The organism is Nonomuraea candida, assembly GCF_000725485.1.
GTDB classification, from domain to species: Bacteria; Actinomycetota; Actinomycetes; order Streptosporangiales; family Streptosporangiaceae; genus Nonomuraea; species Nonomuraea candida.
In genome coordinates this window covers 51,981-66,394 of the sequence record NZ_JOAG01000019.1, presented here as the reverse complement: position 1 = coordinate 66,394, position 14,414 = coordinate 51,981, and the positions used below count along the sequence as shown (strand labels likewise).

17 protein-coding genes are annotated in these 14,414 nt (G+C 71.0%); 10 read left to right on the top strand and 7 right to left on the bottom strand.

Translation table 11 applies throughout. The annotated features are described in order from the left end of the window. Positions 1 to 35: 35 nt before the first annotated feature. The gene (locus IO39_RS19330; RefSeq protein WP_043624855.1) at positions 36 to 404 is read right to left on the bottom strand and encodes a winged helix-turn-helix transcriptional regulator; all 369 of its coding nucleotides are present in this window, start codon (positions 402 to 404) and stop codon (positions 36 to 38) included. Between the two features lie 138 nt (positions 405 to 542). Between IO39_RS19330 and IO39_RS19325 the strand changes: the two genes are divergently transcribed. After that, complete coding sequence (locus IO39_RS19325) at positions 543 to 1,505, top strand: NADP-dependent oxidoreductase (RefSeq protein ID WP_043624852.1); 963 nt, start codon at positions 543 to 545, stop codon at positions 1,503 to 1,505. Positions 1,506 to 1,738: 233 nt separating this feature from the next. On the opposite strand, the gene IO39_RS19320 is transcribed toward IO39_RS19325, so the two are convergent. From IO39_RS19320 to IO39_RS19310, 3 genes are all read right to left on the bottom strand, one after another. Continuing rightward, the gene (locus IO39_RS19320) at positions 1,739 to 2,017 is read right to left on the bottom strand and encodes a hypothetical protein (protein WP_043624849.1); all 279 of its coding nucleotides are present in this window, start codon (positions 2,015 to 2,017) and stop codon (positions 1,739 to 1,741) included. A 60-nt stretch (positions 2,018 to 2,077) separates the two neighbouring features. Next, the gene (locus IO39_RS19315) at positions 2,078 to 2,557 is read right to left on the bottom strand and encodes a hypothetical protein (protein WP_043624846.1); all 480 of its coding nucleotides are present in this window, start codon (positions 2,555 to 2,557) and stop codon (positions 2,078 to 2,080) included. Positions 2,558 to 2,800: 243 nt separating this feature from the next. Then, positions 2,801 to 3,556: a class I SAM-dependent methyltransferase gene (locus IO39_RS19310; RefSeq protein WP_043624843.1), complete on the bottom strand. Its 756-nt coding sequence runs from the start codon at positions 3,554 to 3,556 to the stop codon at positions 2,801 to 2,803. Between the two features lie 73 nt (positions 3,557 to 3,629). Between IO39_RS19310 and IO39_RS19305 the strand changes: the two genes are divergently transcribed. After that, positions 3,630 to 4,202 carry a CGNR zinc finger domain-containing protein gene (locus IO39_RS19305; RefSeq protein ID WP_043624840.1) on the top strand — a complete coding sequence of 191 codons (573 nt, stop codon included), beginning with the start codon at positions 3,630 to 3,632 and terminating at the stop codon, positions 4,200 to 4,202. Positions 4,203 to 4,535: 333 nt separating this feature from the next. Here the strand turns inward: IO39_RS19305 and IO39_RS59880 are convergent, their stop codons facing one another. Beyond that, positions 4,536 to 4,901 (bottom strand): ClpX C4-type zinc finger protein, encoded by a 366-nt coding sequence (locus IO39_RS59880; protein ID WP_043624838.1) that lies wholly within the window; start codon positions 4,899 to 4,901, stop codon positions 4,536 to 4,538. Positions 4,902 to 4,918: 17 nt separating this feature from the next. Next, the gene (locus tag IO39_RS19295) at positions 4,919 to 5,278 is read right to left on the bottom strand and encodes a hypothetical protein (protein WP_043624835.1); all 360 of its coding nucleotides are present in this window, start codon (positions 5,276 to 5,278) and stop codon (positions 4,919 to 4,921) included. Between the two features lie 293 nt (positions 5,279 to 5,571). Between IO39_RS19295 and IO39_RS50770 the strand changes: the two genes are divergently transcribed. From IO39_RS50770 to IO39_RS19255, 8 genes are all read left to right on the top strand, one after another. Beyond that, positions 5,572 to 7,413 (top strand): glycosyltransferase family 2 protein, encoded by a 1,842-nt coding sequence (locus IO39_RS50770; protein ID WP_084773105.1) that lies wholly within the window; start codon positions 5,572 to 5,574, stop codon positions 7,411 to 7,413. Positions 7,414 to 7,489: 76 nt separating this feature from the next. After that, positions 7,490 to 8,701, top strand: a complete 1,212-nt coding sequence (locus IO39_RS19285) for an energy-coupling factor ABC transporter permease (RefSeq protein WP_084773103.1) — start codon at positions 7,490 to 7,492, stop codon at positions 8,699 to 8,701. Between the two features lie 3 nt (positions 8,702 to 8,704). Continuing rightward, positions 8,705 to 9,460, top strand: a complete 756-nt coding sequence (gene cbiQ / locus IO39_RS19280; protein WP_043624833.1) for a cobalt ECF transporter T component CbiQ — start codon at positions 8,705 to 8,707, stop codon at positions 9,458 to 9,460. Next, positions 9,454 to 10,191, top strand: coding sequence for an energy-coupling factor ABC transporter ATP-binding protein (locus IO39_RS19275; protein ID WP_439331478.1), 738 nt, complete (start codon positions 9,454 to 9,456; stop codon positions 10,189 to 10,191). The genes cbiQ and IO39_RS19275 overlap by 7 nt, the downstream gene beginning before the upstream one ends. Before the next feature lie 186 nt (positions 10,192 to 10,377). Next, positions 10,378 to 10,716 carry an STAS domain-containing protein gene (locus tag IO39_RS19270; protein ID WP_043624827.1) on the top strand — a complete coding sequence of 113 codons (339 nt, stop codon included), beginning with the start codon at positions 10,378 to 10,380 and terminating at the stop codon, positions 10,714 to 10,716. Between the two features lie 48 nt (positions 10,717 to 10,764). After that, complete coding sequence (locus IO39_RS19265; protein ID WP_043624824.1) at positions 10,765 to 11,538, top strand: SDR family NAD(P)-dependent oxidoreductase; 774 nt, start codon at positions 10,765 to 10,767, stop codon at positions 11,536 to 11,538. 6 nt (positions 11,539 to 11,544) lie between these two features. Continuing rightward, complete coding sequence (locus tag IO39_RS19260; RefSeq protein ID WP_043624821.1) at positions 11,545 to 12,309, top strand: crotonase/enoyl-CoA hydratase family protein; 765 nt, start codon at positions 11,545 to 11,547, stop codon at positions 12,307 to 12,309. A gap of 125 nt (positions 12,310 to 12,434) precedes the next feature. Next, positions 12,435 to 13,073: a rhomboid family intramembrane serine protease gene (locus tag IO39_RS19255; RefSeq protein WP_052423075.1), complete on the top strand. Its 639-nt coding sequence runs from the start codon at positions 12,435 to 12,437 to the stop codon at positions 13,071 to 13,073. A 103-nt stretch (positions 13,074 to 13,176) separates the two neighbouring features. Here the strand turns inward: IO39_RS19255 and serC are convergent, their stop codons facing one another. Beyond that, a complete protein-coding gene (gene serC, locus IO39_RS19250) occupies positions 13,177 to 14,286 on the bottom strand; it encodes a phosphoserine transaminase (RefSeq protein ID WP_043624818.1) in 1,110 nt (369 codons plus the stop codon). Positions 14,287 to 14,414: the final 128 nt, after the last annotated feature.

The window sequence follows — 14,414 nt, the reverse complement described above, 5'->3', positions numbered from 1 at the left end:
GTCAGGCGCGAGGAGAGGCCGGGCGCGAGGAGAGGTCAGGCGCGGGCGGAGTGGATCTGGTCGAGGTGCTCCTCCACCCAGGAGCGCAGGGCCGACAGCGGGCCGGCGACGCCGCGGCCCAGCTCGGTGAGCGAGTATTCGACGTGCAGCGGAACCGCCGGATAGATCGTACGGTCGACGAACCCGTGCTCCTCCAGGCGGCGCAGCGTCTGCGTGAGCACCTTGGGGCTCACGCCCTCCAGCCGCCGCTGCAGCGCGCCGAACCGTTGCGGCCCCTCCTCCAGCGCGCCCACGGCCAGCGCCGACCACTTGTTGGCCAGCAGGTCGAGGACGTCTCTGCACGGGCACTGCGCGGCATAGACGTCGTGCCGGTCGTGCAGGCCGGAACGGCAGGTGGTCGCCATGGCCTGCGTCCTTCCCCAAGTGGATATTACTTTCCAAAAGATAGCAGTCTCCCTTGCAAGTTACTACACCCCGTTGGGTAGCTTCGGCTGCGGCCGGGTGGAGACGGCCCGGCGTACCCGACGAGCCAAGGAAGACCCATGTCAGACACCATGCGCGCGATCACCCAGGACTCCTTCGGCGGCCCGGAGGTGCTGCACCTGACCGACGTGCCGCGACCGGTCCCGCTGCCCACCGAGATCCTGGTGCGGGTGCACGCCGCCGGCGTGAACCCCGTGGACTGGAAGACCCGCCAGGGCTCCGGCATGGCCCACGTGCTCGGCGCGCCGCCGTTCGTGCTCGGCTGGGACGTCTCCGGCGTGGTCGAGGAGGTCGGGTTCGGCGTGACGACGGTCGAGCCCGGTGACGAGGTGTACGGCATGCCGTGGTTCCCGCGTCAGGCGGGCGCGTACGCGGAGTACGTCACCGCCCCCTCCCGGCAGTTCGCCCGCAAGCCGCGCACGATCGGCCACGAAGCGGCGGCGGGCGTGCCGCTGGCCGCGCTGACCGCCTGGCAGGCCCTGGTCGACACCGCCCGGATCGAGAGAGGGCAGCGGGTGCTCATCCACGCGGCGGCGGGCGGCGTCGGACATCTGGCGGTGGGGATCGCGCGGCACGCGGGCGCGTACGTGATCGGCACCGCCCGCGCGGCCAAGCACGACTGGTTGCGCTCGCTCGGCGCCGACGAGGTGATCGACTACACCACCACCCGCTTCGAGGACGCGGTGCGGGACGTGGACGTGGTGATCGACCTGGTCGGCGACGGGCACGACCGGACGAGCACCCGGTCGCTGCGCGTGCTGCGCCCCGGCGGGCTGCTGGTGGCGATGCCGTCCGGCGTGGCGCCCGAGCTGCTCGGCCAGGCCCGCGAGCAGGGGGTACGGGCCACCGGCATCCTGGTCGAGCCCGACGGCGCGGCGCTGGCCCGGATCGGCGCGCTGATCGACGAGGGGGAGCTGACCGTCGAGGTCGAGGAGGTCTTCCCGCTCGCCGGCGCGGCCGAGGCGCACCGCCGCGGCGAGCAGGGCCGTACGCGCGGCAAGATCGTCCTCGGCGTCGCCTGACGGAACGCCCGGCCGGCGGCGGCCAACGGCCGGGCCCGGGACGGTGCGGTGCGCAGCGTGCGGGGCGGGCTCCAGGGCTCGCCCAGCTCGCCGATGCGGGGCGGGGCGGGCTCCAGGGCTCGCCCAGCTCGCCGATGCGGGGCGGGGCGGGCTCCAGGGCTCGCCCAGCTCGCCGATGGGGGCGGGGCGGGCTCCAGGGCTCGCCCAGCTCGCCGATGGGGGCGGGGCGGGCTCTAGAGTTCGCCCAGTTCGCCGAGGGGCTTCGTCCAGTAGTCGCGGTCGAACGGGCGGCCCTCGTCGATGGCGTCGGTGTCGGACAGGGAGCGCTGGGGGCTGGCGGCGATGTGCATGATGTCGTTGAAAGTCCGGAACGCCTTCTCGTCCCCGGGCCGCATCTCACAGTTGTGGATGCGGTGATACCAGTACTTCTGCTCCTCCTCGATCCGGGGGAGGAGCTCGGTCCGGGTGAGGGCTCTGGCTTCCTCTATCGTGAGCCGCTTGAAGCTCGGCATGACCCTATTGTCCCGCCGCCCGCCGGTGACGTGAAGGGCGGGGCCATGAGGTGCGGGGTCTCACTCCTGGGGTCCGCCGGGCTCGGGGGCCGAGGTGCGGCGGGCCGGGAGCCGCCAGCCCTGGTCATCCACAATCGGATGAACGGTGTCCTTGGTGTCTTTTCTCCCTATTCGCGTGGCGACCAGGATTTTATCCTCCATATCGTACGCAGTGCGGATAGTGGAGATCGACAGCCCCGCCGCCCTGGCGAGAGCCCGCAGCCGGTACGGCTCCGGCCGTACGAATTCACGCGCATAAGTCGTGATAAGTCGCACCTGCCGTTGTATTTCCTTCCGCTGCGCCGCCAGCTCCTCCAGCCGCGCCAGCACCGGATCCTCCGTCGGCGACGCCTGTGCCGCCATCGTCAGCTCCCCGATCAGCGCCATGCGCGCCTCGCGTGCCTTTTTGGCCCGTTCCGCGTAGTCGTGAGTGTCCTCGCCGGGCTCCTTGGCCGGCTCGGGGATGAGCACCCGCGCCAGCTCCTCGATGATTTCCTTCATGCGCTGCATCGTGCGGCGAGGAGTGCGGAAAACGCAAGAAAGTGCGGGAGGGCGCGGTATCGCTGCCCTGCGATGACGTGATACAGCTCATTGTCTCGGTGTAAGAAAACCCTACCCGGAGAATCGAAGTACTCCCTGGGCGGGTAATCTTGTGTCATCCTCGATCGGCGTACAAACGCCATATACCGAGCGGCCCTTCTGCACGCACAGAAGGGCCGCTCTGACGTCATCGAACAAGCGGGCTCAGCCGCGCACGGCGCACAGCAGCCGGTTGTTCCCGCGCTGCCACAGCGTGCCGATCTCGGTGAAGCCGGCCTCCCGCAGGGCTCCGACGTGGTGCGACAGCAGGTGCGACTCCGAGCCGCGGTGGTCGGCGCCGGCGGTCGAGCGGGCGGTGTTCAGCTCGGCGAGGTCGGGGTCGGCCGCGATCGCGTCCCACCAGGTCTGCCAGTCCTCCGGCCGGTTCCCGGCGAAGACCCGCTCGGTCTCCAGCCGGTGCACCTCGTGCTCCAGCCGCGAGAGCGTGGGCGTGACGTCGTCGACGTCCATGTGGTCGCCGTTGAGCAGCAGGCCGCCGGGCCGCAGCACGGTCGCCAGTTCCGCGTAGATGGCCTTCAGGTCGGGCTCGGAGATCCAGTGCAGCGCCGTCGTGCTGACCGCCGCGTCGGCCGGCCGGTCCAGGCCGAGCAGTTCCGTCCACCCGCTCGTACGCAGATCCGCCGACACGAACCTGAGCTGCGGGTACGCCGCCCGCCCGAGCCCGATCAGCAGCGGGTCGGCGTCGACGCAGACCACCGTGGCCTCGGGCAGCCGCTCCAGCAGCCGGACCGACAACGACCCGGGGCCGGCGCCCAGGTCGATCACCACGGGGTCGGGCCGCCCCAGCGCCTCCACGGCGTCGATCAAGGCGGTGAACCGGGTCTCGCGGTCGGGCAGGTAACCCTCCTGCTGCCGGTCCCAGCGCGCCATCCATCGCAGTGCGGCATCGTGAGTGAGCACGATCGTCTCCCCTGTGACTGTCATTTAAGCTTTGGTCAGTCACAAACTACGACATGAAGGTGTAACCGGTCAATTGAACTTCAACAGTCACACGGACGCGGTGGTCAGGGTGACGGTGTCCCTCGTCAACGAGCTGACCCCGGGCGAGCGGCGCGGGCGGGCCTTCTCCGTGCCGCGGGACCTCGGCGCCGCCGCCACCGAGGCCGTGCGCGCCGTCTACTCCGCCAACCGGGAGATCACCGAGGCGGAGGGCGCCGAGCTGGCCGAGGTCGCCGCCCGGTTGCGCACGGTCTTCACCGCGCTCGCCGGCAACGACATCGACAGCGCGGCCATCCAGGTCAATGCGCTGCTGGAGGAGACGCGCGCCAGGCCGATGCTGGAACGCCACGACGGCGAGCCCTGGCACCTGCACTTCCACGGCAAGGGCGGCACCGTGGCGGGGGAGTGGGCGGCGAGCTGCGCGACGGGGCTGGCGATCGTGCTGGGCAGCGAGTTCAGCGACCGGCTCGGCGTCTGCACGGCGCCGCACTGCGACCGCGTCTACGTGGACGTCTCCCGCAACGGCACCCGCAGGTTCTGCTCCACCGCCTGCCAGAACCGCGTCAAGACGGCCGCCTTCAGGGCCAGAAGCAGATCGGCCGACTGATCGCCGGCCGGAGAGGACGCGCACGCAGGAGAGGACGCGCACGCAGGGGAGGACGCGCACGCAGGGGAGGCCTGGGTGACGCAGGGGAGGCCGGGGGATCGATCGCGCGCCGGAGCCCCCTGCTCCAGCTCCCCGGATGCGCCCGGGGAGCTGGAGCCCGTTCACTCTGCGGTCAGCCGCTCCGCCTTGTCGTGCGGAGTCAGGACCAGGGCCGGCTCCAGCCGTGGCCGGTCGAGGTCGGGCGCCGCGAGACCGTCCATGACGTGCATCTTGGGTCTCCACAGGGTAGGACGCCCCAAAAGCGGCGAAGGTTCACACAGAATCCCGGACGTTTCAGGTTTCGCTTCTGAAACGCTCCCATGCGGACTGTCGCGTCATGCCGAGCGAGGCGCCGATGCGTTCCCAGCTCACGTCCCGGGTGCGGAGGTGCCCCACCCAGTCGCGCAGGTTGTCGTCCACCTGTGCCTGCACGGCGGCGATTTTCGGCAGATGGTCGAGTATTTGTTCCACCGACATCGACTCCCACGCGGGGAGCCGGGGCGCGGTGGAGGCGGCCTGCCGTTCTTGGTCGAGAATTTCGGTGCACAGTCCGACGCATTCGTCGCAAATGTGCACGCCCGGCCCGGCAATGAGCTTTTGCACGTCCGAACTCTTCTTGTGACAGAAGGAGCAGCGGAGCTTTTCCGTCCAGTCAGGCATCGCCTGACGGTACCCCGTCAGGCGACGCCTGACAACCCCGCCGTGCGGTCCCGTTCCATCTGGGCCCGCAGGATCTCCTGCCGCTCCTCGTTGATCCTGCGGCAGATCGTCAGGTACGCGCCGAGCACCTGGCAGTACTTGCCGCGCGCCTGTTCGAGGTGGTCGCGCAGGGTGAGGGCGCGTTCGGCGTCGCCGCGCCGCTCCGCCTCGGCCAGCAGCGCGCGCGCCTCGTCCACGATCTCTTCGGCCCGCGTCCTCGTGCGGCGCAGCAGCGCGGAGCAGTCGTACAGCTCCGCGAGGCGCGCCGACGAGACGATGAACTCGGCAGTCTGCACGGCCGGTTCGTCGGCCGTGCCGCTGTGAAGATCCGCTGTCATTTCCCGCCACCTTCCGGGTCAAGGTCGCCTAACTGTAGACGCGCAACCGTGTCAGCGGGATGACGCGCGGCGCGCGGTGGTGTTCAACTGATCCCGGCGGAGATATTTCTGTACCCCGGTGGGAAAACCTCTTCCCTGAAACTTCTTCACCTCAATCCTCATGAGCTGTTTGGCGAGATCATGCGGCCATATCAGTGGAATGCCGCGATTTCCCGTTGTCAGCAAAAAGACAGGGGGCGAAGAGATCTGATCGGCCCCCATGGACACCCGCGTTCGTCACATACTGAAACGGGATGACCGCGCAACGTGACTCTGGAGTGATGGCCATGCAGGGCGCAGGGTGCGATGACGACGCGGTCGACGTCAGCGTCGTCATCCCCGTCCACAACTGCCGGGCCTACCTCGACCGATGCCTCACCGCCGCGCTCGTGCAGCGGGTGAAGAAGGAGATCGTGGTCGTGGACGACGGCTCCACCGACGGCAGCGGCGAGCTGCTCGACCTCTACGCCTCCTATCACCCCGACATCGTCAAGGTGGTGCACGTCGAGGCGAGCGGCGGCGCCGGCCGCCCGCGCAACATCGGCATCGAGCACGCCACCGGCCGGTACGTCTTCTTCTGCGACGCCGACGACTACCTCGGCCCCGAGGCGCTCGAACGCATGGTGGCCATGGCCGACGGCAACGACTCCGACATCGTGCTCGGCAAGATCGTGGGCCACGGCCGGCGGGCCCCGGTGTCGATGTTCGCGCGCAGCGCCGAGCGGGTGGGCCTGGGCGACAGCGCCGTCTACAACAGCCTGTGCTGCTTCAAGCTGTTCCGGCGGGAGCTGATCGAGCGCCATCACATCAGGTTCGGCGAGGGCATGCTGGTGGGGGAGGACATCCTGTTCACCGTCCACGCCTACTGCCACGCCCGCGCGATCTCCGTGGTGGCCGACCACGACTGCTACCACCTCGTCTCCAGGCCCGACGGCAGCAGCATCATGCAGCGTCCCGACAGCCGCGACCCGCTGGCCTGGCTGGCCATGATCAAGGAGCCGATCCGGCTCATGGCCCGGCACGTCCCGCCGGGGCCGCTGCGCGACCACCTGCTGCGCAGGCACTTCAGGCTCGACGTGTTCACCCAGCTCGGGCCCGTCTTCCTCGACAGCGACGACGTGCGGCGCAAGGACATCGCGCGGGAGGTCGCGGCGATCTGCGACGAGTGGTACACGCCGGGCGTGCACGAGCGGCTCAACACCATCGACAGGCAGCGGGCGGGCGCGCTGGACGACATCGACCGCCTGGTGCGCCTGGCCCGCATCGAGAGCGCCACCGTGCGGCGCCGGCTCACCGGGCTGCGCTGGGAGGGCGACCGCCTGGTGGTGACGGGCGCGGCCCGGCTCCACGGCATCACCAGGGACGACGGCCTGGCCGTGGTGCTGCGGGCCCGCCACGACCCGGCCAGGGAGCTGGTCGTGCCGGCCGAGCGCAAGGGCGGCGAGTTCGTCGCGCGGCTGGACCTGGCCGCCCTCGACTCCGGCGTCTGGGACCTGCGGGTGGCGGTCGAGATCGAGGGCGTGATCAGGCTCGGCAGGCTCGGGGCCGACCGCGACGGCGGCGTCACCCGCCCGCAGCCCCGGCTGATCGGCGGCATGGTGGCCCTGCCCTACTTCACCAGGGACAACGGCAACCTCAGCATCGACATGGGCGGGCACGTGGTCGCGGTGCCCGGCGCCGTCCGGCTGATCAGGATGCGGTGGGGGCTCGGGCACCGGCTGCTGGTCGACGGCGAGATCTCCGTGGTCGGCACCACGCCGGCGAGCTCGGCGGTCAGGCGGATCGTGTGGCGGGAGCGGCGCACCGGATGCGAGCGCGCCGACCGGGTGGTGGCGCTGCCCGGGGGCGGCTTCGCGGCCAGGCCGGCGGTGGGGCGGCTGACGCCGGGCACCTGGGACGCGTACCTGGAGCTGGATCTGGGCGGGCCGCCCGCGCGGTTCAGGATCGAGACCGACACGGTCGCGGGGCCGCGCAGGTGGTGGGGGAGGGCGCTGCTCAGGAGCGTGCGCCCGTACGCGACCTCGGGCAAGGGGCGGCTGAGCGCGGTGGTGCGGCGGCTGACGGCGCGGTCCGTCATCGAGAGGATCCGGCGGTAACTGCAAGCCATATGCAGGTGCAAGTCCATGTCCTAAAGTGGGGCTGTTTTGCCAGACCTCTTCAGGGAGGCATGCCGTGCACGTTCCCGATGGCTTCTTCAACGCGGTGACATCCATCTCGGCCGGCGTGGTGGCGGCCGCCGGCGTCGCGGTCTGCCTGCGCGGGGCGCGGCGCGAGCTCGACGACCGGACCGCGCCGATGGCCGGGCTGGTCGCGGCCTTCATCTTCGCCGTGCAGATGCTCAACTTCCCCGTCGCCGCCGGCACCAGCGGCCACCTGATGGGCGGCGCGCTGGCCGCGATACTCGTCGGGCCCTACACAGGGGTGCTCTGCATGGCCGTGGTCCTGCTGGTGCAGAGCGTCTTCTTCGCCGACGGCGGGCTGACCGCGCTCGGCGTCAACATCACGATCATGGGCATCGTCACGGTGCTCGCCGGCTGGGGCGTCTTCCGGCTGGTGACCCGGGTGGCCGGGGGCAAGGTCGCGGTGGCCGCGTTCCTGGCGGCGCTGGTGTCGGTGCCGGCCGCCGCGCTCGTCTTCACGCTGCTGTTCTGGATCGGCGGGACCGCGCCGATCGAGGTCGGCACGGTGGCCGCGGCGATGGGCGGGGTGCACCTGCTCATCGGCGTCGGCGAGGGCCTGATCACGGCCGTGACCGTCGGCGCGGTGCTGGCCGTGCGGCCCGACCTCGTGTACGGCGCCCGCGGCCTGACCAGGCCGCTCCTCCTGCGCGACGCGGAGGGCACGACCACGACCACGACCGCGACCGCGGGCACGACCGCGACGGCGGGCACGACCGCGACCACGGACACGACCGCGACCGCGGGCGCGGCCGCTTCCGCGATCGAGGGCGCCGGGAAGCCGGTCGGCGGGCGTGGCCCGCTGAGGCCGTTCCTGCTCGGCGGGGCCGGCGTGACGCTGGTGCTGGCCGGGCTCGTCTCCTTCGTCGCCTCCTCCTCGCCCGACGGCCTGGAGGCGGTCGCCGAGAACGAGGGCTTCATCGACCGGGCGACCGGCCACCTGTTCGGGGAGTGGGCGCTGGCCGATTACGGCGAGGTGGGCGGGATCCCCGTCGGGGTGGCCGGGATCATCGGCGTGGGCCTGGTGCTGCTCGTCGCCGGAGCCGTGGCCCACGCCGCACGAAGCCGTGACACGAGCCGTGACACGAGCCGTGACACGAGCCGTGACACGAGCCGTGACACGAGCCGTGACGCGACCCTCGACCAGCCGCGCGACCAGGTCCGCGACGACACCCAGGGCAGGGCCCACGGCGAGACCAGGGCGTGATCCGTGGGCGCCGGGCACCACCACCAGCTCCACCTGCCGGGCGACTCGGTCGTGCACCGGCTGCCGCCCCAGTGCAAGCTCCTGGCCGTCTTCGCCTTCGCGCTCGTGGTGGTCGCCACCCCGCGCGAGCGGTTGTGGGCCTTCGCCTGCTACGCGCTGCTGCTGGCGGGCGTCGCGGCGGCGGCGAGGGTGCCGCCGGGGCGCCTGCTGCGGCGCATGGTGATCGAGGTGCCCTTCGTGCTGTTCGCCGTGTTCATCCCGATCGTCGGCCTGGGGGAGCGGATCTCGGTGCTGGGGCTCTCGCTGAGCCTGCCGGGCCTCTGGGCGGCCTGGAACATCCTGGCCAAGGCCACGCTCGGGGTGGCCGCCTCCGTCCTGCTGACGGCGACCACGGAGCCGCGCGCGATCCTGCTCGGGGCGCAGCGGCTGCGGCTGCCGAGCCTGCTGGTGCAGATCGCCATGTTCATGCTGAGATATCTGGACGTGATCGTGGGGGAGATGCGGCGGATGCGGGTGGCCAGGGAGTCGCGCGGCTTCGAGGCGCGCGACCTGCGGCACGCGCCCGTGCTGGCCCGGTCCGCGGGCGCGCTGTTCATCCGCTCGTACGAACGGGGCGAGCGGGTGCACCTGGCGATGCTGAGCCGGGGCTACACCGGCCGGATGCCGGTGGTCGACGACCTGGCCGCCTCCGCCCGCCAATGGGGCCTCGCGCTCGCCCTGCCCGCCCTCGCCCTGGCCGTGTGGGGTCTGACGTGGTGAACTCCCTCGAAGTCCGGCGGCTCGCCTACGCCTATCCCGACGGCACGCAGGCGTTGTTCGGCGTGGACCTGTCGATCCGGCGCGGCGAGCGGGTGGCGCTGCTCGGCCCCAACGGCGCGGGCAAGACCACGCTCGTCCTGCATCTCAACGGCATCCTCACCGCCGGGCACGGGACTGTCACCGTCGCCGGCACCCCGGTGCGCAAGGACACCCTCAAAGAGGTCAGGCAGCGCGTCGGCCTGGTCTTCCAGGACCCCGACGACCAGCTCTTCATGCCGACGGTGCGCGACGACGTGGCCTTCGGCCCGGCCAACGCCGGCCTGCGCGGCGCGGAGCTGGACCGGGTGGTCGAGGACGCGCTCGCGCGGGTGGGCATGCTGGAGCTCGCCGACCGGCCGCCGCACCACCTGTCGTTCGGCCAGCGCCGCCGGGTGGCGGTGGCGACGGTGCTGGCCATGGCCCCGGAGATCCTGGTGCTCGACGAGCCCTCCTCCAACCTCGACCCGGCCGCCCGCAGGGAGCTGGCGGAGATCCTGCGCTCCCTGGACGTGACGGTGCTCATGGTCACGCACGACCTGCCGTACGCGCTGGAGCTATGCGAGCGGGCGCTGATCCTCTCCGGCGGCGTGATCGCCGCCGACGGGCCCACGCGCAAGCTGCTGGCCGACGCCGACCTGCTGGCGAGACACCGCCTGGAGCTCCCGTACGGCTTCGCGATCCCCGACGCGTGAGGCAACCCGGTCCTCCAGGCTGGGGCAGCGGCAGCGAGATGGGTAGAAATCCGGAGCATGGTTCTTGATGGGGTGTTTGGCGCGCGTTTAGGCCATCCTTGTCCTCCTGCATCCGACTTTTCGTAGTTTGTGCATGCCCGCTATCCGGGGATGTCGAAGTACAGTGGCTCATCGAGGAGGGGCCCAATGAAGCTGCGGCTTGCGCGACACGCCCTGGGTGACGCCGTGGTGGTGGCCGTCGAGGGAGAGCTGGACCTGTTCACCGCGCCGTTCCTGCGCGACGAGGTGCGCGACGCCATCAAGCAGGACGGCGCCCGGCTCGTGCTCGACCTGCAGCAGCTGTCGTTCATGGACTCCAGCGGCCTGTCGGTGCTGATCGAGGCCTGGCGGCTGGCGACGGGAGAGGGCGGCGGCGTGTCCCTGGCGGCGCCCCAGGCGCCCGTGGCGCGCATCCTCCGCACCACCGGGCTCGACCGGCGGATCAAGGTGTACTCCGACGTGGACACCGCCGTGGGTGAGATTTAACCCGCCCCGAGTAGAACTTCATTCGGTTTGCGGGTTAGGGTCCGGTACATGGACGTGAACGGATCTGCAGCAATCATCTCCGGCGGCGCCAGCGGCCTCGGCGAGGCCACGGCCCGCGAGCTGGCCCGCGCCGGCGCGACCGTGGTGGTCGCCGACCTCAACGAGGAGCGCGGCAAGGCCGTCGCCGACGAGATCGGCGGCGTCTTCGCCAAGACGGACGTCTCCGACGACGAGCAGGTGCAGGCGGCCGTGGACGCCGCCGTGGCCACCGGCAAGCCGCTGCGCGTGGTGGTCAACAGCGCCGGCATCGGCTGGGCCGAGCGCACCGTCAACCGTGACGGCAACCCGCACAACCCGGCCTCCTACCGCAAGGTCATCGAGGTCAACCTGATCGGCACGTTCAACCTCATGCGCATCGCGGCCGCGGCCATCGCCAAGACCGAGCCGGCCGACGCCGACGGGCAGCGCGGCGTGGTCGTCAACACGGCCTCCGTGGCGGCGCTGGAGGGGCAGACGGGCCAGCTCGCCTACTCGGCCTCCAAGGGCGGCATCGTGGGCATGACGGTGCCCGCGGCGCGCGACCTGGCCGCGATCGGCGTACGGGTGAACACGATCTGCCCCGGCATCATCGACACCCCCATCTACGGCTTCTCCGGCAACGCCGAGGAGTTCAAGGCCAAGCTGGTGGCGCCGGTGGTCTTCCCCAAGCGCATGGGACGGGCCGACGAGTTCGCGCACCTGGTCAGGTCGCTGATCGAGAACGACTACATGAACGCCGAGGTCATCCGCTTCGACGGCGGTATCCGCTTCCAGCCCAAGTGAGGTCCCGTGTCTGACGAAGTGCTCGTCGAAGAGTCCGGCAACGTCGCCATCATCACGGTCAACCGGCCCCAGGCGCGCAACGCCATCAACGGGGCGGTGGCCAGGGGCATGGCCGAGGCGCTGGACACCCTGGACGCACGTCCAGATATCTCCGCCTACGTCCTGACGGGCGCCGGCGGCACCTTCTCGGCGGGGATGGACCTCAAGGGCTTCCTGTCGGGTGACTTCCCCGTGGTCGAGGGGCGCGGCTTCGGCGGGCTCACCGAGCAGCCGCCGAAGAAGCCGCTGGTGGCCGCCGTCGAGGGGTACGCGCTGGCGGGCGGCTTCGAGCTGGCCCTGGCCTGCGACCTCATCGTGGCCTCCGCGGAGTCCAAGTTCGGCCTGCCGGAGCCCAAGCGGGGCCTGGTGGCGGGGGCGGGCGGCATCATGCGGCTGCCGCGCCGGATCCCGTACCACGTGGCCATGGAGATCGCCCTGACGGGCGAGCACTACCCGGCCGCCCGCCTGTACGAGCTCGGCCTGGTCAACCGCATCACCGAGCCCGGCGCGGCCCTGGAGGGCGCGCTGGAGCTGGCCCGCACGATCGCCGCCAACGCCCCGCTGGCGCTGGCCGCGACCAAGAAGGTCATCATCGAGTCGCAGGACTGGTCGCTGGAGGAGATGTTCAAGAAGCAGGGCGCGATCATCAACCCGGTCTTCGGCTCGAAGGACGCCATGGAGGGCGCCGCCGCCTTCGCGGAGAAGCGCGCGCCCCGGTGGAAGGGCGAGTGACCGCTCCCTAGAGAGGGCGATCCCCCTCCCGTGACTCACAGGAAACGGGAGGGGTCTGTCATGGCGCGCGCAAGCCTCTGCCTGGTTACGGTAAAGGGAGGGAAGGCGACCTACCAGGAGAGCGCATGAGCGACCATTGGGGTTCCAGGGGGTTCGATTCGGCCAGGCGCGGCGCGGGAGCCCTGCTCTCCGGCGCGCTCAGCGCGCTGCTCATCGTGCTCGCCATGCTCGCCGTGATGTGGGTCGTCGAGGGCGTCGACTTCTTCCTGGGCGGCACGCTCGACCGGCAGTTCGGCATCGTCGGCTGGACGCGCGACGGCCTGGTCGGCATCATCTTCGCGCCGTTCCTGCACGGCGGCTTCGGCCACCTCATGGCCAACTCGCTGCCCCTGCTGGTGCTGGGGTTCCTGGCCGGGCTGCGCGACGTGCGCAAGTTCGTCTGGGCCAGCGTGCTGATCGTCTTCATCGGCGGGCTGGGCACCTGGGCGACCAGCCCGAGGGCCTACACGGTGGGCGCCAGCGGGCTGGTGTTCGGCTACTTCGGCTACATCCTGGCCCGCGGCCTGTTCGACCGCAGCCTGCTCGACATCGTGATCGGCATCGGCGTGGGCATCGCCTACTGGGGCATCCTGGCGGGCCTGTTGCCCAACCAGGATGGCATCTCCTGGCAGGGGCACCTGTTCGGCCTGCTGGGCGGCGTGGTGGCCGCCTGGGTGCTGCGGCGCCGGCGCGAGGTGACGCCCGCCAACCCGTACACGTTCTAGCGGCGCCGGCGGCCGGCACCGACCGGGCCGGCCCGGCTCGTCGAGGAAGCCGACGCGCACGCGCTCCTCGACGAGCCACGGGACGAGCCGCGGGGTGGACTGACTAGAGGCGCTCGACCACGTAGTCGACGCAGGTCGTCAGGGCCTCGATGTCGGCCGGGTCGATGGCCGGGAACATCGCGATGCGCAGCTGGTTGCGGCCCAGCTTGCGGTAGGGCTCGGTGTCGACGATGCCGTTGGCGCGCAGCACCTTGGCCACGGCCGCGGCGTCGACCTCGTCGGAGAAGTCGATCGTGCCGACCACCTGCGAGCGGAACTCGGGGGCGGCGAACGGCGTGGCGTAGGACGACTTCTCGGCCCAGGTGTAGAGGCGCTGGCTGGAGTCGGCCGTGCGGGCGGTGGTCCAGGCCAGGCCGCCGTTGCCGTTCATCCAGTCGAGCTGGTCGGCCAGCAGGAACAGCGTCGCCACGGCCGGGGTGTTGTAGGTCTGGTCCTTGGCGGAGTTGTCGATCGCGACCGGCAGGCTGAAGAACTCGGGCACGAACCGGCCGCTCGCGGCGATCTCCTCGACCCTGGCCAGGGCGCGCGGCGACATGATCGCGATCCACAGGCCGCCGTCGGAGGCGAAGCTCTTCTGCGGCGCGAAGTAGTAGACGTCGGTCTCGGCCAGGTCGACGGGCAGGCCGCCGGCGCCGGAGGTGGCGTCGACGAGCACCAGCGCGTCGTCACCGCCCACGCGCTTGATCGGCATGGCCACGCCGGTCGAGGTCTCGTTGTGGGTGAGCGCGTAGGCGTCGACGCCGGCCTCGGCGACGGCCTCGGGGTAGGTGCCCACCTCGGACTTGATGACGCTCGGCTCGCCCAGCCAGGGCGCCTTCTTGGTGACCGTGGCGAACTTCGAGGAGAACTCGCCGAACGCCAGGTGCTGGGACTTCTCGCGGATCAGCCCGAAGGCGGCGATGTCCCAGAACGCGGTGGTGCCGCCGTTGCCCAGCACCACCTGGTAGCCCTCCGGCAGCGAGAACAGGTCGGCGAGGCCGGAGCGCACGCGGCCGACCAGGTTCTTGACCGGCTTCTGGCGGTGCGAGGTGCCCATGAGGCTCGCGCCGGAGGCGGCGAGCGCGGCCAGTTGCTCGGTGCGAACCTTCGAGGGCCCACAGCCGAACCGGCCGTCGGCGGGCTTGATGTCAGCGGGAATCACGATGTCAGCCACGTAACGGAGCCTACCGAGGGACAGGGAATGGCCTGAACCCGGTCCGGACTCTGAGACCGGTGAAAGTTTCGCAACGCCCGGTCCAGAACGGGGGATCTCCCCGCAAAGCGGAACGGCTACCGCGAGAC